The following is a 19,417-nucleotide window of genomic DNA, read 5'->3' as shown; positions in this document are numbered from 1 at the left end:
CGATCCGGCACGAGTCGTCGAATCAGGCTCCTACCTGGAGATCGACGACGCGCTCCGCCCGCGCGCCGTTACGCACCGTCGTTAGCGAGCTGTCGCTGCTTACGCCAACGGATGCCCGCCTCGATGAAACCGTCCAACTCGCCGTCGAAGACCGCGCTCGGATTGCCGGTCTCCTGCTCAGTTCGGAGATCCTTCACCATCTGATAGGGGTGCAGGACGTACGAGCGCATCTGGTCACCCCACGAGCCCGCCGCGTTCTCCTTGAGCCCTTCGAGCTTGGCCTGCTCCTCCTGGCGCTTGCGCTCCAGCAGCCGAGCCTGGAGCACCCGCAGCGCGGAGGCCTTGTTCTGCAGCTGGGACTTCTCGTTCTGGCAGGTCACCACGATGCCGGTCGGGATGTGCGTCAGCCGCACCGCCGAGTCGGTGGTGTTGACGCTCTGCCCACCCGGGCCGGAGGAGCGGTAGACGTCGACGCGTACCTCGTTCTCCGGGATGTCGATGTGGTCGGTCTGCTCGGTGACCGGCAGGACCTCGACCCCCGCGAAGCTGGTCTGCCGACGCCCCTGGTTGTCGAACGGGCTGATCCGGACCAGCCGGTGCGTGCCCGACTCGACACTGAGCGTGCCGTACGCGTACGGCACCTTGACCGCGAAGGTGGCCGACTTCAGACCCGCCTCCTCGGCGTACGAGGTCTCGTAGACCTCGGTCGGGTAGCCGTGCCGCTCCGCCCAGCGCAGGTACATCCGCAGCAGCATCTCGGCGAAGTCCGCGGCGTCCACACCACCGGCGCCGGCCCGGATGGCGACGAGTGCCTCCCGGGAGTCGTACTCGCCGGAGAGCAGGGTGCGGACCTCCATCTCCTGGATGGCCTTGGTCAACCCGGTGATCTCCGACTCGACCTCGGTCAACACGCCCGGGTCGGACTCGGCCTCGGCCAGCTCCAGCAGCACCTGGGCGTCGTCGAGCTGGGAGCGCAGGCTGCCCAGCTTGCTGATCTCGCCGTTGACGTACGACAGCTGCGAGGTCACCTGCTGGGCCTTGGCCTGGTCGTCCCACAGGTCGGGGGCGGACGCCTCCTGCTCAAGGCGGGCCTTGTCCTCGTGGAGCCGGTCGAGGTTGAGGACGGCCTCGATGTTTCGCAGGGTCGCGTCGAGTTCCTTGAGCTGTTCGGCGTAATCGGCAGCGGTCACGACAGACAAGCGTACTGCGCGGGCGAGGGGTGAGCTTGCGAGCCCCGCGGAGCAGCGTCAAATCGGGGGTACGCCCCCGGGCTCACGGCAGCCCGTTGCCGGTGCGCGAACCAGCCGATCGTCACCCGACGGGGGCGGACTTCAGCCACGAGAGGGCAGCCCGGTGGTAGGCGACCGCGAACTCCAGCGCGCTGGCGTCGTAGGTCTCGCCGTCCCGTTTGGCGTTCTTCACCTGCTCCCGCACCTGGGCGAGGGCCTCGGTGTGGTATTCGTTGGCCGAGGCGTACAGGCTCTTCAGCTGGCTGGCGGAGTGCAGGTTGCCGAAGGCCATCCGCAGCGCTATCGGGTTGCGGATGGTGTCCCGCCCCGGGTTCTCCGCGAGCCAGCGGGAAAACGTCCGTTTTCCGCTGGCGGTCAGCGCGTACGGCTGGCTCATCCGCGGCCCCGGCTTGCCGAGCCGCACAAAACCCCGCTCAGCCAGCACCGGCAACTCGCGGTACACCTGACTGCGGGTCATCGACCAGTACGGCGCCAGACGGCGCTCAGCGGCGGCCATCAACTGACCGCCTGTCATCGGGCCCTCGTGGAGGAGGCCGAGCAGGGCCGCCGCCGTAGGGTTGACTCCGGAATCCGCCATGCCCACTACGCTGCCACTTTGCGCACGCGGCGTCCAGGATTTGCCGGTTTGCCACCCAACAGGACTTCCTAAGTGCACTGTCGGCGGCAGACTGTCCGTTGAGGACTATCGATGGATTGGCCATTCCGGGCGTCCGCCGGCGGCGCTCACGCACGCCGCCGGCGGGTCGTCGCCGGTCAGCCCATGTGGGGGTACGTGTGGTCGGTCGGCGGCACGAAGGTCTCCTTGATCGTCCGCGGGGAGACCCAGCGAACCAGGTTCAGCCAGGAGCCGGCCTTGTCGTTGGTGCCGCTGGCGCGGGCGCCACCGAAGGGCTGCTGCCCGACCACCGCGCCGGTCGGCTTGTCGTTGATGTAGAAGTTGCCGGCCGCGTAGCGCATGCGCTCGCCGACCGACTCGACGACCCGCCGGTCGGTGGCGAACACCGAGCCGGTCAGCGCGTACGGGGCGATCGACTCGGCCTGCGCCACCACCTCGTCGAACCGGGCGTCGTCGAACACGTGCACGCCCAGGATCGGCCCGAAGTACTCGGTCGTGAAGGTCTCGTGGGCGGCGTCGCCGCACTCGAAGAGCGTCGGGCGCACGAAGTAGCCGACCGAGTCGTCGGCGGTGCCACCGGCCAGCACCCGGCAGCTGTCGTCACCGGCGATCAGTTCCAGCGCGGCGGTGTGCCGGGCGAACGCCTTGTCGTCGATCACGGCGCCGCCGAAGTTGCTGAAGTCGACCACGTCACCGTAGGTCAGCGAGTCGGCGGTGGCGGCCAGGCGGTCCCGCAGCCCACCCTCCCAGATCGAGCGCGGCACGTACGCCCGCGACGCCGCCGAGCACTTCTGGCCCTGGTACTCGTACGCGCCGCGGATCAGCGCGGTGTGCAGAGCGTCCACGTCGGCGCTGGTGTGCGCGACGACGAAGTCCTTACCGCCGGTCTCACCGACCAGGCGCGGGTAGCCCCGGTACCGGGCGATGTTGTCGCCGACGGTCCGCCACAACTGCTGGAAGACCTTCGTCGAGCCGGTGAAGTGGATGCCGGCCAGATCCGGGTCGGCGAGCACCACATCGGAGACCTCCTCGCCCCGGCCGGTGACCATGTTGATCACACCGGGCGGCAGGCCGGCCGCCTCGAACAGCCGCATGGTGAAGTGCGCGGCGAACTGCTGGGTCGGGCCCGGCTTCCAGACCACCGTGTTGCCCAGCAGGGCTGGCGCCGACGGCAGATTGCCGGCGATGGCGGTGAAGTTGAACGGGGTGACCGCGTAGACGAAGCCCTCCAGCGGGCGGTGGTCGAAGCGGTTCCAGACGCCGGGCGAGGACGCCGGCTGCTCCTCCATCAGGCGACGCGCGAAGTGCACGTTGAACCGCAGGAAGTCGATGAACTCGCAGGCCGCGTCGATCTCCGCCTGGATCGCGGTCTTCGACTGGCCGAGCATGGTGGCGGCGTTGAGGGTGTCGCGCCACGGACCGGCGAGCAGCTCGGCGGCGCGCAGGAAGATCGCGGCGCGCTCCTCGAAGGGCAGCGCCCGCCACATCGGCGCGGCATCCTTTGCCGCCTTCACGGCGGCGCGGGCGTCATCGTGGGTGGCGTGCGCTGTCACACCCAACACGTGGGCGTGCTTGTGCGGCTGCACCACGTTGATCGGGTCGCCGCCGGCCATCCGCTGCTCACCGCCGATGGTCATCGGCAGGTCGATGCGCTCGGCGGCGAGCTCGGTCAGCCGCCGCTGGAGCCGGTCCCGGTCGGGGCTGCCCGGCTCGTAGTTGCGAACCGGCTCGTTGCGCGGCTCGGGTACGGAGAACACGGCATCCATCAGGGCTCCTGGCGATCTCGACAGCAGTGGCGAAACCGGACCCGCGGGCGCCGACCGGACGGCCGGACACCGGACGCCACACGAGAGGCCGAGCAGCGGCGGGACCTCCCGTGATTCTTCCACGACGGGCCACGCGACCCACCCCGGCCACCGCCCTGCGCCAAGGACCGCCCCACCCCTCCTCCCCTTACCGACTGGTCTCGATCCATCCCGCTGTCCCGGGGCGACAGGCAGCCCAGCGGGCCCGCGTACCCTGAATGGTCGGTGACCTGCCGCCTCGAAGGGGAGACGATGACCAAGCAGCCCGGCCGCCCCCCGGCCGCCGAGTCGGACGAGCCGGCGGTCAACGCGGGCACTCGGCCGCTGCCCGCCCCCGGCGCCACTGTGCTCGCGCTGCTGGCGCTCGGCTGGCTGGCCGCCATGCTCTGGTCCACCCGGGAGGCCATCACCTCGGCGGCGGCCGGCGTCACCGCGATCAGCCTCTCCGCGTTCGCCCTACCCGGCGTGATCTCGGCCGCGCTGGTGGCCGGGGCCGCCGTCGCGCTGGCCGGTGGCAACCTGCTGGCCCGCCGGTACGGCGACTGGGCCACCCTGCGCTTCGCTGGCGCGATCGGCGGCGGAATGCTGGTCGGGCTCGCCGCCGCGGTGGCCATCAACCTCACCTACTTCGACACGTCCACCACCAACGTGATCGCCGGCACGACCGCGGCAGCGGCGATCATCGGGGGCGCGCTGGCCGCCGCGCGAACCGCCCCGGCGATCGGTGCCGTGGTCACCGCCGCGCTGGGCACCCTGATCTTCGTGGTCGCGTTCAGCCGCGCCCGCGACCCGCTGTTCGACCTCTTTGGCGCCGGCGACAGCCAGGAATCGTTGATCAGCGCGGCCAAGTGGGTGTCCCGCACCGAATCGCTCGTCGCCGGGCTCCTGGCCGGCCTCCTGGCCTTCGGCTACCTGACCTGGGCACGACGTCGAGCCGTCCGCCGCGATCCCGACGCCCCGGGGCTGCGCTGGCCCGCGTACCTGCTCGCCGGCGCCGGGCCGGGGCTCCTCCTGCTGCTCGCCGAGGTGATCATCCGGGTCGGCGGCCGGTCGTTGCTCGACCTCGCCAGCGCGCTCAGTGAGGCGGACGCGGTGGCGCAGACCTCACTCGGCACCTCCCGGGTGGACAACGGCATCTGGGTGCTGTTCGTGGGGGCGCTGACCGCGCTCATCGCGTTCGGCCGCACGCTCAGCCCCGCCCACAGCGACGACGACGAACCAGCCGACAGCCCGGCCCCGGTCCCGGACCAGGCCGACCCCGAGGACGACAAGCCGGGCTACGCCAAGGCGTACGACGCGGACCCGACCGAGACCTCCGACGACGCTCAGGCGGTCGACGCGGACCCGGCAAAGGCGGACCCGGCTCGCTGACCCGGCGTCGGGCCGGTGTCCGGCGGTCCCGGCCGGTGTCCGGCGCCAGGCGGTCCCGGCCGGTGCGCGGTGTTCGACGGTCCCGGCCGGTGTCCGGCGGTCCCGGCCGGCGTTCGACGTCAGGCGGTCCCGGCCGGTGCGCGGTGTTCGACGGTCCCGGCCGGTGTCGGCTCAGGTGGCGGCGCGGAGCAGTTGGTCCAGCTCCGTCACGTCGTACCACTCCAGCTCGTGATCCTCGGCGCCGTCGACGGTGAACTGGGCGTCGGGGTCACCAGCCGCCGCCTCGGCCACCACGTCGGCCGCCGCGCCGATCTCCTCGACCGCGTCCGCGCCGTCCACGTGGATGGCCGCCACCGCGCCCACCGGCACGGCACCGGTCAACGCCACAGTGCTGGAGCCCAACTCACCGTCGCCACGCCCGATCGCCCCCGACGGCAGGTCGACCGAGACGACGACGCGACGGCGGGGCGCGCTCGGGTCGGCCCGCAGCAGGTGCAGGGCGTCCTGCGCAGCCCGGGTGAACGCGACGTACTCCAACTCCTCCTCGTCGCCCTCCGCGTACCACTCGCGAAGCGCCGGGGTCACGGCGTGCGCCTGGTCGGCGGCGAGCCCCTCCTCACGCAGCCGAGCCAGCATCGGTACGGTCGCCGGCACGTACACCCGGACAAGCTCGTCGGTCACCGGTCGTCTCCCCGCGTCGTCCTCCACCGGCGGCCGCCGGCACGGGCGCAGATCATGCCGCACGCCGTGACCGTCATACACCTCGCCTCCGGCCGGAGGAAGCTCCCGCCCGGTGTGTCTCGCGCTGCCGGTCGGCCGCCGAACCGGGCCGGTGCTGGGCGGTCAGCGCTGTCGGTGGCAAACTGAGCCAAACGACATCAACACCGGGAGTGCCTGTGGAGCCGAGGTTCCTGCTGCTCTCCGACGTGGCTGCCGAGCTCAACGTGTCGGATTCGCAGGTCTACCACATGGTGCGCAGCGGCGAACTGCCGGCGATCAAGATCGGCGGGCGCGGCCAGTGGCGCGTCGAGCGGACCCGCCTGGAAGAGTACATAACGCGCAAATACGATGAAACCGCAGACTGGGTGCAGAGCAACCCGCTCATCGACAGGGACCCCGAGTAGCGGCCCAGCCCATCCGGTCGGCCCGCCGGCCCGCCTGGCTGCCCGCCCACGTCCCGACCAGCCCGCCTGCCGCTCGCGCCGCGCTGGCCGAGCCGCCTGCCTGCCGCTCACGCCACGGCGGTGCCTGCGCGCCGCCCACGTCACGACCAGCCCGCCAGCCGCTGGCGCCCCGCTGACCGAGTCACCTGCCTGCCGCTCACGCCACGGCCGTGCCTGCCTGCCGCCCACGTCACGACCAGCCCGCCAGCCGCTCGCACCACGCTGGCCGAGTCACCTGCCTGCTGCTCGCGTCACGACCAGCCCGCCAGCCGCTCGCGCCGCGCCGGCCGAGTCACCTGCAGCCCACGTCACGATCGACCCCTCAGCCAGCCCTTCGCCTGACGGCCGTGGGCGGTCCGGGCGTCCGACCTGGCTTGATCCACTCGGGTTTACGGAAGTCGGGGCATCGAGGCCGCCGCGGTACCGCGGTATCAAGAAACGCGAGTGGATCAAGGGCCTTTGTTGGTCGTGGGTACCGGGAAGCCATTGACCGAGACAGTTGTCTCACTCAGAATCGAGCTTGTCGGAGGCAAACGAAGGCAAACGCAAGATCAAAGGGGGCCATGATGAGCGGAGCACGACCCGGTCCTTCCCGACCACCCGTGCGACTGCGCCCCGTCCCGCCCTTCGACCCGCCGTACGTCGACGAGACCGACGGGGCGTACTGGCCAGCACCGACCGACGGTCAGCTCGCCCTCGACCTGTTCGCCTCCACCAGACCCCTCCCCCTCCGGCCGCCGGAACGCCGAACACCGCTGCGCCCGGTGCCCAACCGACCCGCCACCCATCCCGTCGCGTCGTTACCGCCGACGGCCGCTCCGGAGACCACCCGAGCCGCGCACCGCTTCGTCGGCACCTGCGTGGAGGTGGTCAACGGCTACCGTTCGCCGAACCAGGTGCGAGCGCTGCTCGACCCGGCCCGAGCAGCCGACCTGCTGACCGAACTCGCCCGCGCGTCCGGCCGCGCCGGGACAACCCGCCGTCGGGCCGGCCGACCACTGGTTCGGCTGCTACGCCTGCGAGTTTGCGAGCCCAGGGAGACCGCTGTGGAGGCGGCAGCCGTCCTCACCGGCGCCAGCGGCCGAAGTTGGGCGTTGGCAGTACGCCTGGAGCACCGTCGTGGCCGCTGGCTCTGCACCGCCCTACACGTGCTCTGACCACACTCCCGGCCCCAATCGGTCACCTGGCCGCGCCCAGGACGGCTCCAACCCGAGCCCTGCCGGGCTAGGACGAGCCGACCAAGCCAGGCAGGGCCGGGGCCAAGCCAGGCAGGGCCGGGGCCAAGCCAGGCAGGGCCGGGGCCAAGCCAGGCAGGGCCGGGGCCAAGCCAGGCAGGGCCGGCCCGGCAGGACTAGGCCGGGCCGGGCCGAACAGGGCCGGGCCAGGGCTGGACCAGGGCCAGGGCCGGACGGGGCCAGGGCAGGGTTAAGCCAGGGCAGGACCGAGCCAGGGCAGGACCGAGCCAGGCCAGGGCCAGACCGGGTGATCCACTCCGGTTTCAGGAAATCGGGTTGTCCGGCTGTGGGTGATGGCCCGATTTTCATGAAGGCGAGGTGATCACGGTGTGCGGGTGCGTGTCACCCGAGGAGGGCCGCCCAGGCAGGTGGTTGTAGGGCCGGCGGGGCTGGCAGACACCGACGGGCCCCGGCCTGGTCGGCCGGGACCCGTCGGTCAGGGACTGTCGCTGCGGACGCTGTCGGTCAGTTGCCGCCGTTGGGGGCGCCGTGGCAGCGCTTGTACTTGCGGCCCGAGCCACACGGGCACGGCGCGTTGCGGGACGGGCCGTTGCTCGCCTCGGCCTGGTTGGGTGCCGTCCGACGGGCGGCAGCCGACGGAACAGCCGGGCCACGCAGCCCGGATGCCGGCCGCTGCGGAGCGGACGGCGCGCTCTGCCCCGGTGCCGCCGGGGCACCCGGAGCCGGTCGGCCAACGCCGAGCGCCGGAGCCTGCTGCTCGGCCTGCTCCACGGCGACCGCACCGGGGCTGGCCTCGCCGTCGATGGTGGGCGCGGAGTATTGCAGGCCCTGCCGCCGCGGTGCCTGGTTGAGGCCCTTGGCCCGGATCTCGACGGGCTTGTCGAGCAGCGTGACCTCGTCGGCTCCCGCCTCCGGCTCGGGTTCGGTGACCTGGACCTCGATGTTGTAGAGGAAACCGACGGTCTCCTCCTTGATGCCCTCCATCATCGTGGCGAACATGTCGAAGCCCTCGCGCTGGTATTCCACCACCGGGTCGCGCTGGGCGTACGCGCGGAGGTTGATGCCCTCCTGGAGGTAGTCCATCTCGTAGAGGTGCTCGCGCCACTTGCGGTCGATGACCTGGAGCAGCACCATCCGCTCGAGTTGGCGGACGCCCTCGGTGCCGAGCTGCTCCTCCCGCCGGTCGTACGCGGCGTTGGCGTCCTCCTTGAGGCGGGCGACCAGGAAGTCGGCGTCCATGCCGGCCCGAGAGCCGCCGGTTTCCTCCTCCAACTCCTCGATCGTCACGCTGACCGGGTAGAGCTGCTTGAGGCTGGACCAGAGCTGCTCAAGATCCCAGTCTTCGCCGTAGCCCTCGGAGGTGGCACCCCGCACGTACGCCTCGACGGTGTCGTCGATCATGTTGCGGACCTGGTCGGAGAGGTCTTCACCGTTGAGCACCCGGAGCCGCTCGGCGTAGACGACCTGGCGCTGCTTGTTGAGCACCTCGTCGTACTTGAGGACGTTCTTGCGGATCTCGGCGTTCTGGCCCTCGATCTGGGCCTGGGCGCTCTTGATCTGCCGGGTGACCATCTTCGACTCGATGGGCACGTCCTCCGGGATGTTGAAGCGCTCCATCACCGCCTCGACGGCCCCGGCCCGGAAGCGCCGCATCAGCTCGTCCTGCAGCGACAGGTAGAAACGGGACTCGCCCGGGTCGCCCTGCCGGCCGGCGCGACCGCGCAGCTGGTTGTCGATCCGCCGGGACTCGTGCCGTTCGGTGCCCAGCACGTAGAGGCCACCGGCGGCGGCGACCTCCTCCGCCTCGGCGTCGCAGGCCTGCTTCCACTTGGGAAGGACCTCCTCCATCGCCTTGGCGTACTCTTCCTCGTTCTCCAGCGGGTCGAGGCCGCGCTGGCGCAGCTCGTTCGCGGCGAGGAACTCGGCGTTGCCGCCGAGCAGGATGTCGGTGCCGCGACCGGCCATGTTGGTTGCCACGGTGACAGCGCCCTTACGCCCTGCCTGGGCGACGATCTCGGCCTCCCGCGCGTGGAACTTGGCGTTCAGCACGTTGTGCGGGATGCCCCGGCGGCGCAGGAGCTGCGAGAGGATCTCGGAGTTTTCCACCGAGACGGTGCCGACGAGCACCGGCTGGCCCATCTGGTGCCGCTCGGCGATGTCCTCGATGACGGCGTTGAACTTGGCCTTTTCCGTCTTGTAGATGACGTCCGGCCGGTCTTCGCGAACCATCGGGCGGTGGGTCGGGATCGTCACGACGCCGACCTTGTAGACCTTGTTGAACTCGCTCGCCTCGGTCTGGGCCGTACCGGTCATTCCGGACAGCTTCTCGTAGAGGCGGAAGTAGTTCTGGAGGGTGATGGTGGCCAGGGTCTGGTTCTCCTGCTTGATCTCCACCCCCTCCTTGGCCTCGATCGCCTGGTGCATGCCCTCGTTGTAGCGACGGCCGTGCAGGATGCGACCGGTGAACTCGTCGACGATCAGGACCTCACCGTCGCTGACGATGTAGTCCTTGTCGCGCTTGTAGAGCTCCTTGGCCTTGATGGCGTTGTTGAGGTAGCCGACCAGCGGGGTGTTCACCGACTCGTACAGGTTGTCGATGCCGAGCCGGTCCTCGACCTTGGCGACGCCCCGCTCGGTCACCGCGATGGTGCGCTTGGAGTGGTCGACCTCGTAGTCGCCCTCGCCGTCGGTGCCGGGCTGGAGCCGGGCCACTACGCCGGCGAACTCGCCGTACCAGCGGGCGGAGTGCTCGGCCGGGCCGGAGATGATCAGCGGGGTGCGGGCCTCGTCGATCAGGATCGAGTCGACCTCGTCGACCACCGCGAAGTTGTGCCCGCGCTGTACCAGCTCGTCCTTCGACCACGCCATGTTGTCGCGCAGGTAGTCGAAGCCGAACTCGTTGTTGGTGCCGTAGGTGATGTCGCACTCGTAGGCGGCCTTGTGCTCGCTGGCCGGCCGGTTGGGCAGCACCACGCCGACGGTCAGCCCGAGGAACTCGTGCACCCGGCCCATCCACGCCGCGTCCCGCTGGGCGAGGTAGTCGTTGACCGTGATGACGTGGACGCCCTTGCCGGAGAGCGCGTTGAGGTAGACGGCCATGACCGAGGTCAGCGTCTTACCCTCACCGGTCTTCATCTCGGCGATGTTGCCGAAGTGCAGCGCCGCGCCGCCCATCACCTGGACGTCGTACGGGCGCTGGCCCAGCACCCTGGCGGCCGCCTCGCGGGCCACCGCGAACGCCTCCGGCAGCAGATCATCGAGGGTCTCACCCTCCTCGAGCCGCTCTCGGAACTGCTCGGTCATGCCGGCCAGTTCCTCATCGGTGAGGTTGATGTAGTCGTCCTCGATCGAGCTGACGGCATTGGCGATCGCCTTGAGGCGGCGCACCATGCGGCCCTCGCCCGCGTTAAGGACCTTTTCCAGAATCGACACGGATCAACGCTCCCCTAGACAGTCTCGAACCATCGTAGGCGCTCCATCGGCGCGATGGTCACTGGTGGCGGTGCTCGACCCCGCGGAACCCGACATAACTCGCGTCCTGCGCTCGCCCCAAACGTTATCCGGTTACGCCGTCGGCGAACGCTGCGGCAGGATGCACGAGTGGAGCCCGTGGAGATCATCGAGGACGGCGTGCTGCTGCGACCCTGGCGGGAGGCGGATGCCGAGGCCGTCCACCGAGCCTGCCAGGACCCCGACATTCAGCGCTGGACCACCGTACCGCGCCCATACCGGCCGGAACACGCGCACGGATTTGTCACCGAGATGAGCCGGAAGTCCTGGGCCGAGGGCACCGGGGCACCGTTCGCGGTGTGCGACCCGAGCACCGGGGAGCTGCTGGGTTCCTGCGGGCTGATCTCGATCGACAAGGACGGCACCGGTGAGGTCGGCTACTGGACGGCACCCTGGGCGCGTGGTCGGGGCGTGATGGTCCGGGCCACCCGGGCGGTGGCCCGCTGGTCCTTCGACACCGTCGGCCTGCGTCGGCTCATCTGGCAGGCCGAGGTGGGCAACCACGCCTCCCGGCTGGTGGCCCTCCGAGCCGGTTTCCGGGTCGACGGCCGGTTGCGGATGGCCAACCCGGCGCTGGAGGGCGTGGCGGACGGCTGGATCGGTTCGCTGCTGCCTGGCGAGGTGCCCGCCGCCGGGTCGCCCGGGCCGGCCCAGCCGGGCACCCTCGCCGCCCGCCGGGCCGCCGTCTTCGGCCGCCCGCAGCCCGTTCTGTTCGCCACCACCGGGGCGGGCGAGCTGCGGCTGCGGCCCATGGAGGAGCGGGACCTGGACGCCGTGGTGCGGACCTGCCGGGACCCGGAGTCGATCCGCTGGACCACGGTGCCGGACCCGTACGACCACGCCGACGCGCTGTGGTACCAGGAGCACTGCCAGGCGCTGTGGGCCCGGGGCGACGCCGCCTGCTTCGTGATCTCCGACCCGGACGACAGCTACGCGGGCACCATCGACCTGCGGCTCTCCCCGACCGACCCGCTGCTGGCCGACGTGGGGTTCATGACCGCGCCCGACGCCCGTGGTCGCGGCTACATGACGGCCGCGCTGCTCGCGCTGAGTGCCTGGGGTTTCACCGCGCTGGGTCTGGCCCGGATCGAGTGGAAGGCGAACGTCGGCAACGACGCCTCCCGTCGGGTGGCGGAGAAGGCCGGCTTCTCGTTCGAGGGGACCGCCCGGGGTGCCGTACCGCACCGGGGCGAACGGGCCGACGTCTGGGTCGCCGCGCTGCTCGCCGAGGATCTGGCGTGACCGAGCAGGAGGTCATCGAGGCGTACGGGGTGCGGCTGCGGCCGTTTCACACCGGGGACACCGCCGACGTGGTCGACGGCTGCGCCGACCCCGTCAGCCAGCGGTTCGTGTCGAACCTGCCAGCCCCGTACACCGATGTCGACGCCCGCTGGTGGATCGAGGTGGGCGCTCCGGCGGCCTGGACCGGCGGCGGCGCCGCGTACGCCATCGCCGACCCGGCCACCGACCGGCTGCTCGGCGCGGTGGGGTTGAACAACCCGGTGTCCGCCCGGGGTCAGGTCGAGATCGGCTACTGGGTGCGGCCGGCGGCGCGCGGACGCGGGGTCGCCACCGCCGCGACCCGCGCGCTGAGCGACCACGCGTTCGCCGCCGGCACCGCCCGCCTGGAGCTGCTCACCGAGCCGGAGAACGCGTCGAGTCAGCGGGTCGCGCTGGCCGCCGGCTACCGCTACGAGGGCTCGCGCCGGTCGGCCGGATCCGGCCGGAACGGGGACCGCCACGACCTGCTGGCCTGGGTACGCCTCGCCGACGACCCGCCTGGCCCGACCGCCCGCCTGCTGCCCGACCTGCCCGGCGGGCTGCTCACCGACGGTGTCGTGACAGTGCGCCGGCTCGCGCCGGACGACGCGGAGCTGATGCACCGGCTGCACAGCCGACCGGAGGTCGTCGCCAACCAGGCCCCGCCGGTGCCGCCGACGCCCGAGGCGACGCAACGGCGCTGCCTGCTGGCGGAGAGCGCCTGGCTCACCGGTGTCATCGCCCGACTGATGATCGTCGACGTGGCCAGCGGCGCGCCGGCGGGCAGTTGCGGGATGTCGATCACGGACGCGGCCAGCGGTGAGGGCTCGGTCGGCTACGCGCTGCTACCCGAGTGGCGGGGCCGGGGGTACGCGACCCGTGCGGTCCGGCTGCTCGCCGCGTGGGCGTTCGGTTCGGCGGGTGTCACCCGGCTGGTCGCGGGCACAGTGCCGGGAAACGTTGCCTCGCACCGGGTGCTGGAGCGGGTCGGCTTCCAGCGGGAGGGGCTCCAGCGTGGCCGGCTGCCCGGCCTGGACGGCACCCGCCTGGACGATCTGACGTTCGCGCTGCTCCCCACCGACCTGCGCTGAGAACGGCGGCAGGGAGTTGTGGCGGGACGTCCCGCCACAACTCCCCGGTCGAACAAGAGGGGTGGGTCAGGTGGCGAGGGAGATGATCCCGTAGTCGTAGGCGTGCCGCCGGTAGACGACGCTGGGACGGCCGGACTCCTTGTCCTGGAAAAGGTAGAAGTCGTGGCCGACCAGTTCCATCTCGAACAGCGCGTCGTCGATGGTCATCGGCTCCGCCGGGTGCACCTTCTCCCGGGCGATGTGCCACGGCTGCTGGTCGTCGTACTCCTCCTCGACCCGCTCCGCGACGGCCGTGCCGGCGCGGGCGCCGTCGCTCGGCGCGGTGGAGACCAGGTCGGCGACCGGCAGGCCCGCGGTGGCCTCGGCGACGGAGATCGGCGCGTGCCGGCCCCGGTGTACGCGGCGGCGGTCGGCTGCGCGGCGTAGCCGGGTGTCGAGCTTCGCGATGGCGGCATCGAGCGCGCTGTAGAAGTCGTTCGTGCAGGCCTCGGCCCGAATCACCGGACCCCGGGAAACGCAGGTGATCTCCACCCGCTGGCAGTGGTCGGCTTGGCGCGGATTGCGCTCGTGAAACAGCTCGACATCGACGCGAATAAGTTTGTGGTCGTAGCGTTCGATCTTCGCGAGTTTCTCGGCTACGTGTACCCGGTAATGATCGGGAACTTCGACGTTACGGCCCTTGACCACGATGTCCACGTGACCTCCCTTGTTCGGACGGTCTTCGATCCGGTTACCCGGCCGCGCGCCGTGGGGAGACCCGCTGGCGTCGACCGGTTGTACGGCTACGCCTCCTCTCACCGCCGAGGGCGGTTGGAACGACCTCCTACCCCCGACAGCGAAACGCTAACTCCTGTTTGCCCGGCAGTCACCCCATGTTGCCGAGACGGCCCAGAATTTTTCGCAGCTCATACACCAACGGGTGAAACGGAAACACGATGGGTTACGACTGGTGTCTTTTCTCGGTCGCCGCGAGCACCGCGGCGACTGTTGGCGCCCATCCCGTCGCGCTCAGCACTCCGCTCGCGGCGGCGAGGGTCACCCCGGTGGTGACGATGTCGTCGAGCAGCACCACGACCGGTGCCGGGCCCGCGGCACCACCCGGCAACGGTCCGGCCGAGCGAGGCTGGAAGGCCGCCTCAGCCGCCGCCGCCCGCCCGGCGCTGTCCAGGGTGACCGAGTCGGGCCGGGGCATCGCCCGCAGCGGACGGTGCACCCGCGCCGCCCAACCGCCCCGGTTGAGCCGGGCCGCGCAGTGCCGGGCCAACCGGTCGAGGTGGTCTCCGTAACGGGACCGGGCCGCCGCCGCGGTGTCCGGGACCGGAACCAACGCCAACGGACGAGGCTCGCCGACGGCCGCCGCGACGACCTCGGCGAGCAGCGCGCCGAGTGGGCGGGCCAGGCCGTGTCGGCCGTGTTCCTTGTACGCCAGCAGAGCCTCGCGCAGCGGACCCGCGTACGAGCCGAGTGCGACGCAGGACGGCAGACCCGGCGGGGCGGGGGTGGGGCGCACCGCCCGTGGCCGCAACTGGCTCAGCGCGGTGACGCAGGCGGGGCAGACCCCGTGCCGCAGGCCGGGGCGGCGCTCGCGACAACCGGCGCAGTCGGCGGGTAGCACCAGGTCGGCGAGGTCCGCCCAGAGCCCGCCCACCGGGTCAGTAGAGGAAGAACGGGGCCGACGGGTTGCTCTGCCGCACGCCGGCCGGCACCTGGGCGATGCCGCGTACCCGGCTGGGCTCGATGCGTTCGAACGGGCTACTGCGGTAGGCCACCCCGTTCACCTCGTACATGTAGGCACCGCTGGGCGCCCGCACGCCGCGGTTGCTCGGGTACGCGGTCAGGTGGTTGACCTTGGCACCGAGGTCGGTCCGCAACGGCGTCTCCAGGGCGCCGTCGACGCTGATCTCGTAGAGCGCCGGCTGGCCGACGGACCCGGCCACCACCAGTTGGTCCTCCCTGCCCCAGTCGACCGCCGTCGGGTTGGTCAGCGAGGTGACCAGCTCTCGGGCCGGGCCGATGGAGACCCCGCCGCCGTCGAGGTTGACAGCGGCGACGTAGAGGCGGCCGCCGGCGATCAGCGCCACCCGCTGGCCGTCCAACGCGGCGGCCACCGCAGTGACCTCGCCGGAGGGCAGGTTGAGCGGCATCTGATACATCCGCGCCGTCTCGTCGAACCGGTAGAGCTGCCCGTCGGCCACGACCAGGCCGCGGCCGGGTCGGGAGTCGACCATCCGCAGCCAGACCGGCCGGCTGATCGAGGAGTACTCGGTGCTGCTGCGGCTGAGCACGGAGACCGGCTCGACGCCCGTGCCCACGGCGAGCCGGTAGCGGTTCTTGCTGCCGGTGACCACCATCGCGGCGAGGATCCGCCGGTCCTTGGCGAACCCGAGGCTGGCCGAGACGACGTTGCGGTTGACCTCGGGCGCCAGCGGCACGGTGCCGCTGGGCTCGCCTTCGAAGTCGAGCGGGTGGATCGCACCGTCGTACACCCCAAAGCGCAGCGGGCTGGCGGCGTGCGGGTAGAGCGCATGGGAGTTTCGGCGCTCGCCCAGGATCACCACCGGTTGCGCGTTGTTGCGGATCTTCAGCTCCAGTTGGCCCGGCAGGTCACCCAACGACCAGGCGATCTGGGTGATCAACTGGTCGATGCCGTTCTGGTCGTCGCTGGGCATGTCCAGGTTGACCTCCCACCGACCGTTCCCACCGGTGGCGTTGTTGATCAGCTCGGTGCGGTCCGGCAGCCCGACGACTCCCGGGCGCAGCCAGTCGGAGGGACCGCCGACCAGCCACTTCACCACCTCGTTGACCCGCCGCTCGACCGGCACCGCCTGCGGTCGGTAGCGCTGGTCAGGCACCAGACGGGTGCGGTCGGAGCTCCAGAAGTAGATCGTCTCGTCCTGGTAATACTGTCGGAGCGCGGTGTCGCTGAGCAGCAGCACGTTGGGCGGGTCGATGATGTACAGGCCGGCGCGGTCATCGTCGACGCCGCCGTCGAACGACGCGCTGCGCAGGCCGAACTCGTACTCCGTCTCGGTCGCCACCGGCGGAGCCAGGGTGCCGTTGGCCCGCAGCACACCGATCTGCTGCACCGTGATCTTCACGGTCGTGGTCAAGTCCCTGTTGGGGGTGTAGACCGCCTCGCGCAGCCGCACCACGTTCAGCGCGACCTCGCTGCCCTTCTTGTCCTGTAGGCGGATCTTGTCCTCCGGGGCGACGAACGCCTTGACCCGCTCGTACGCCCGATCCGGCTCGCCTGCGGCGGCGGACAGGAAGTTGCGGACGAACACCTCTTGGAGGGTGCCGCTGGCGGTCCGCGTCGGTGGCTCACTGCCCCGGCTGATCACACCGGCCTCGGTCGCGGCACCGCCCTTGCCGTCCACCCGCACGTCGGAGGCCGCCGGAATGCCGCAGCCGGCGCCCAGCAGCACCATCACGCCGAAGGTCCCGAGCAGGGTCGGCCGTCTCACGAGTGCACCTCCGTCCGCTGCCCGTCGCCGGCCGGAGCCGGACCGATCGCCAGTGCCCCGCCGGTGCCGGGACCGATGGCAAGTTGGCCGCCGTCACGGGAGCCACCATCGCGAGGGTTGCCGTCGCGGGGGCCGCCGAACGGCAGCGTCGCGTCGGCCGGCACCAGCCGCAGCGGCGAGGTGGTCAGCCGGTCGCCGGCACGGGCCGGCAGGGTGAGCCGGAACTGCGCGCCCTGCCCGGGAGCGCCCCACGCCTCCAGCCAGCCGCCGTGCAGCCGAGCGTCCTCCAGGCTGATCGACAGGCCGAGGCCGGTGCCCCCGGTCTGCCGGGCCCGGGACGGGTCCGCCCGCCAGAACCGGTTGAACACCAACTTCTCCTCGCCCACCTTCAGCCCCACACCGTGGTCCCGGACGGTGATCGCCACGGCGGTCTCGTCGATGCCGAGGGTGATCAGCACCGGCCGGGCCTCACCGTGCTCGACAGCGTTACCGACCAGGTTGCGCAGCACCCGCTCGACCCGGCGCGGGTCAACCTCGGCGATCACCGGCGTGCCCGGCAGGTCGAGTTCGATCGGTACGCCCACCCGCTCGGCCAGCCCGGCCAGCCGGTCGACCACCCGGTGCACCACCGGCACCAGGTCGGTCGGCTCGGAATCCAGCATGGCGAAGCCCGCGTCGAACCGACTGATCTCCAAGAGGTCGGTGAGCAGTTCCTCGAATCGGTCCAGCTCGGCCTGGAGCAGTTCGGCGCTGCGGGCGACCGCCGGGTCGAACTCGTCGCGCTCGGCGAAGATCAGGTCAGCGGCCATCCGGACCGTGGTCAGCGGGGTCCGCAGCTCGTGGGAGACGTCGGAGGTGAAGCGGCGCTGCAACCGGGACATCTCTTCCAGGCGCAGGATCTGCCGTTGCAGGTTGGTGGCCATCTGGTTGAACGACGCGGCGAGCAGGGCGAGGTCGTCCTCGCCGTTGACCACCATCCGCTGGTCGAGCAGGCCCGCGGAGAGCCGCTGGGCGGTGCGGGCGGCGACCCGGACCGGGTTGACCACCAGCCGGGTGACCAGCGCCGCGAGCAGGCCGAGCAGGATCACCAGGGCGACGCCGGTGGCCACCACCGTGGCTCGGGCGTCGGCGGCGGTGACGTCCTGCCGGCCCAGCGGGACCAGATAGTAGAGCTCGATCTGGCCGAAGCGAGTCGGCACCGGTGAGCCGTAGACCAGGTATTTGGTGGTCTCGTCGGTGAGTCGCCCGGTGCGGATCTGGCTGGCCACCTTGCCGTCGGCGATCGCGGCGCGCAGCTCGGGGCTGATCAGCGGCTGGACGTTCGCCGACGGGGAGGTGCGGGTCTGGATGTCGTTGGGGTAGTCGTCGGCGGTGATCGCCACCACCACCCCGCTGGTCTGCTGGGGGTCGCCGCCGGCCAGGTAGTTGACGGTGCCGTCGATGGTCTCCTGAAGCTGCGCCTCCTGCGGCTGCCCGTAGAAGGAGACCTGCTTGGCCGCGTAGCTGGCACCGCTGGTCACCCGCTGCCGCACGTCGCTGCGCGCGCTGTCGAGCAGGATGGTGGTGATCTTGTCAGCGATGAGGAACGCGAAGCCGCCGACCAGCAGGCTGGACGCGACGAGCGTGATGGTCACCACCCGGACCTGGAGCGAGCGGCGCCAGGTCTGGTGCGCCCGACCCAGCACGCCCGCGACCCGGACACTCACCGCACGCCAGAGCTCCCCGGCGGCGCTGGGCCGGCGGGGCGCCGTACTCGGGGAGGGTGGCGGCGGCGAGGTTGACACAGTGCGACCAGGCTATCCGGTCCCCGCCTTGTAGCCCACGCCCCGCACGGTGAGGATGATTTCCGGCCGCTCCGGGTCCGGCTCGATCTTGGCCCGCAGCCGCTGGACGTGCACGTTGACCAGACGGGTGTCGGCCGCGTGCCGGTAGCCCCAGACCTGCTCGAGCAGCACCTCACGGGTGAAGACCTGACGAGGCTTGCGGGCGAGTGCGACAAGCAGGTCGAACTCCAGCGGAGTCAGCTTCACCTCCTCGTCGTTGCGGCTCACGGTGTGCGCCGGCACGTCGATGGTGATCTGGTTGTCGGGCGGCCCGATGGTGAGCATCTCGGGGGCCACGTCCTCGCCTCGGCGCAGACGGGCCCGCATCCGGGCCACCAACTCCTTGGGCTTGAACGGCTTGACCACGTAGTCGTCGGCACCGGACTCCAGGCCGAGCACGACGTCCACGGTGTCGCTCTTGGCGGTCAGCATGACGATGGGCACGCCGGACTCCGCGCGGATCGACCGGGCGACGTCTATACCGCTCATGCCGGGAAGCATCAGGTCAAGCAGCACGATATCGGGACGACTGTCGCGAAAAGCGGCCAACGCCCGCTCGCCGTCGGCCACGAACGAGGGTAGGAAACCCTCACTACGCAGCACAATTCCGAGCATCTCGGCGAGCGCGGGGTCATCGTCGACCACCAGTACGCGGGCTCTCATGGGATTAATATTGCATCCTCATTCAGTTCGGTGGGACCGGCGTCTGCCGGTACGCGCTTCGCGCCGCCGGCAAATCGGGTGACCGCGGTCCGCGGCGGCGGCGCCACGTGCTGCGGTGCCCAGCGCACGGATGGCCGTGGTCAGGCTGCCACCATGATCCCCCGTCGGCGCCGCCCGGCGCCACCGCAGGCTCGGTCGACCCGAC

General features: G+C 71.1%; 15 protein-coding genes. 5 read left to right on the top strand and 10 right to left on the bottom strand.

Annotated elements, in window-relative coordinates:
• Nucleotides 1-68 precede the first annotated feature (68 nt).
• The 3 genes from prfB to pruA form a co-directional block, all read right to left on the bottom strand.
• Nucleotides 69-1,190, bottom strand: a complete 1,122-nt coding sequence (gene prfB, locus KBX26_RS08290; RefSeq protein ID WP_030331493.1) for a peptide chain release factor 2 — start codon at nucleotides 1,188-1,190, stop codon at nucleotides 69-71.
• A gap of 121 nt (nucleotides 1,191-1,311) precedes the next feature.
• Nucleotides 1,312-1,827, bottom strand: coding sequence for a PadR family transcriptional regulator (locus KBX26_RS08285; RefSeq protein ID WP_030331495.1), 516 nt, complete (start codon nucleotides 1,825-1,827; stop codon nucleotides 1,312-1,314).
• Nucleotides 1,828-2,003: 176 nt separating this feature from the next.
• Nucleotides 2,004-3,632 carry an L-glutamate gamma-semialdehyde dehydrogenase gene (gene pruA, locus KBX26_RS08280; RefSeq protein ID WP_030331497.1) on the bottom strand — a complete coding sequence of 543 codons (1,629 nt, stop codon included), beginning with the start codon at nucleotides 3,630-3,632 and terminating at the stop codon, nucleotides 2,004-2,006.
• Between the two features lie 291 nt (nucleotides 3,633-3,923).
• Here pruA and KBX26_RS08275 point away from each other — a divergent pair, with 291 nt between their 5' ends.
• Nucleotides 3,924-5,042, top strand: a complete 1,119-nt coding sequence (locus KBX26_RS08275) for a hypothetical protein (RefSeq protein WP_247680360.1) — start codon at nucleotides 3,924-3,926, stop codon at nucleotides 5,040-5,042.
• A gap of 171 nt (nucleotides 5,043-5,213) precedes the next feature.
• On the opposite strand, the gene KBX26_RS08270 is transcribed toward KBX26_RS08275, so the two are convergent.
• Nucleotides 5,214-5,723 carry a hypothetical protein gene (locus KBX26_RS08270; protein WP_030331501.1) on the bottom strand — a complete coding sequence of 170 codons (510 nt, stop codon included), beginning with the start codon at nucleotides 5,721-5,723 and terminating at the stop codon, nucleotides 5,214-5,216.
• Between the two features lie 215 nt (nucleotides 5,724-5,938).
• Between KBX26_RS08270 and KBX26_RS08265 the strand changes: the two genes are divergently transcribed.
• Both KBX26_RS08265 and KBX26_RS08260 read left to right on the top strand, forming a co-directional pair.
• Nucleotides 5,939-6,166: a helix-turn-helix domain-containing protein gene (locus KBX26_RS08265; RefSeq protein WP_030331503.1), complete on the top strand. Its 228-nt coding sequence runs from the start codon at nucleotides 5,939-5,941 to the stop codon at nucleotides 6,164-6,166.
• Between the two features lie 602 nt (nucleotides 6,167-6,768).
• Nucleotides 6,769-7,362, top strand: coding sequence for an Rv3235 family protein (locus tag KBX26_RS08260; RefSeq protein ID WP_210865082.1), 594 nt, complete (start codon nucleotides 6,769-6,771; stop codon nucleotides 7,360-7,362).
• A 543-nt stretch (nucleotides 7,363-7,905) separates the two neighbouring features.
• Here KBX26_RS08260 and secA read toward each other — a convergent pair.
• Nucleotides 7,906-10,833 (bottom strand): preprotein translocase subunit SecA, encoded by a 2,928-nt coding sequence (gene secA, locus KBX26_RS08255; RefSeq protein ID WP_030331506.1) that lies wholly within the window; start codon nucleotides 10,831-10,833, stop codon nucleotides 7,906-7,908.
• Between the two features lie 168 nt (nucleotides 10,834-11,001).
• Between secA and KBX26_RS08250 the strand changes: the two genes are divergently transcribed.
• Complete coding sequence (locus KBX26_RS08250; protein WP_210865081.1) at nucleotides 11,002-12,153, top strand: GNAT family N-acetyltransferase; 1,152 nt, start codon at nucleotides 11,002-11,004, stop codon at nucleotides 12,151-12,153.
• Nucleotides 12,150-13,262, top strand: a complete 1,113-nt coding sequence (locus tag KBX26_RS08245) for a GNAT family N-acetyltransferase (RefSeq protein WP_030331510.1) — start codon at nucleotides 12,150-12,152, stop codon at nucleotides 13,260-13,262. Before KBX26_RS08250 ends, KBX26_RS08245 begins: the two co-directional genes overlap by 4 nt.
• Before the next feature lie 66 nt (nucleotides 13,263-13,328).
• On the opposite strand, the gene hpf is transcribed toward KBX26_RS08245, so the two are convergent.
• The 5 genes from hpf to mtrA all read right to left on the bottom strand — a co-directional run bounded on the left by hpf (nucleotide 13,329) and on the right by mtrA (nucleotide 19,212).
• Nucleotides 13,329-13,958, bottom strand: a complete 630-nt coding sequence (hpf, locus tag KBX26_RS08240) for a ribosome hibernation-promoting factor, HPF/YfiA family (protein WP_030331512.1) — start codon at nucleotides 13,956-13,958, stop codon at nucleotides 13,329-13,331.
• Nucleotides 13,959-14,202: 244 nt separating this feature from the next.
• Nucleotides 14,203-14,910, bottom strand: coding sequence for a ComF family protein (locus KBX26_RS08235; RefSeq protein WP_210865080.1), 708 nt, complete (start codon nucleotides 14,908-14,910; stop codon nucleotides 14,203-14,205).
• A gap of 4 nt (nucleotides 14,911-14,914) precedes the next feature.
• Nucleotides 14,915-16,690 carry an LpqB family beta-propeller domain-containing protein gene (locus KBX26_RS08230; RefSeq protein ID WP_210865213.1) on the bottom strand — a complete coding sequence of 592 codons (1,776 nt, stop codon included), beginning with the start codon at nucleotides 16,688-16,690 and terminating at the stop codon, nucleotides 14,915-14,917.
• 32 nt (nucleotides 16,691-16,722) lie between these two features.
• On the bottom strand, nucleotides 16,723-18,510 hold the full coding sequence (gene mtrB, locus KBX26_RS08225) for an MtrAB system histidine kinase MtrB (RefSeq protein ID WP_051708407.1): 1,788 nt from the start codon (nucleotides 18,508-18,510) through the stop codon (nucleotides 16,723-16,725).
• Between the two features lie 12 nt (nucleotides 18,511-18,522).
• Nucleotides 18,523-19,212, bottom strand: coding sequence for an MtrAB system response regulator MtrA (gene mtrA / locus KBX26_RS08220; protein WP_030331519.1), 690 nt, complete (start codon nucleotides 19,210-19,212; stop codon nucleotides 18,523-18,525).
• Between the last annotated feature and the right edge of the window lie 205 nt (nucleotides 19,213-19,417).

The sequence above is a fragment of the Micromonospora sp. C97 genome (assembly GCF_018070385.1).
Lineage (GTDB): Bacteria > Actinomycetota > Actinomycetes > Mycobacteriales > Micromonosporaceae > Micromonospora > Micromonospora parva.
Note: the sequence above shows the minus strand (reverse complement) of the source record. Positions and strands in the feature narration are given on the sequence as shown.

Excerpts from the sequence above, each read along its gene's own strand:
- pruA (WP_030331497.1), bottom strand. The coding sequence starts at position 3,632 with ATGGATGCCGTGTTCTCCGTACCCGAGCCGCGCAACGAGCCGGTTCGC.
- KBX26_RS08260 (WP_210865082.1), top strand. The coding sequence starts at position 6,769 with ATGATGAGCGGAGCACGACCCGGTCCTTCCCGACCACCCGTGCGACTG.
- mtrA (WP_030331519.1), bottom strand. The coding sequence starts at position 19,212 with ATGAGAGCCCGCGTACTGGTGGTCGACGATGACCCCGCGCTCGCCGAG.
- KBX26_RS08285 (WP_030331495.1), bottom strand. The coding sequence starts at position 1,827 with ATGGCGGATTCCGGAGTCAACCCTACGGCGGCGGCCCTGCTCGGCCTC.
- KBX26_RS08275 (WP_247680360.1), top strand. The coding sequence starts at position 3,924 with ATGACCAAGCAGCCCGGCCGCCCCCCGGCCGCCGAGTCGGACGAGCCG.
- KBX26_RS08230 (WP_210865213.1), bottom strand. The coding sequence starts at position 16,690 with ATGGTGCTGCTGGGCGCCGGCTGCGGCATTCCGGCGGCCTCCGACGTG.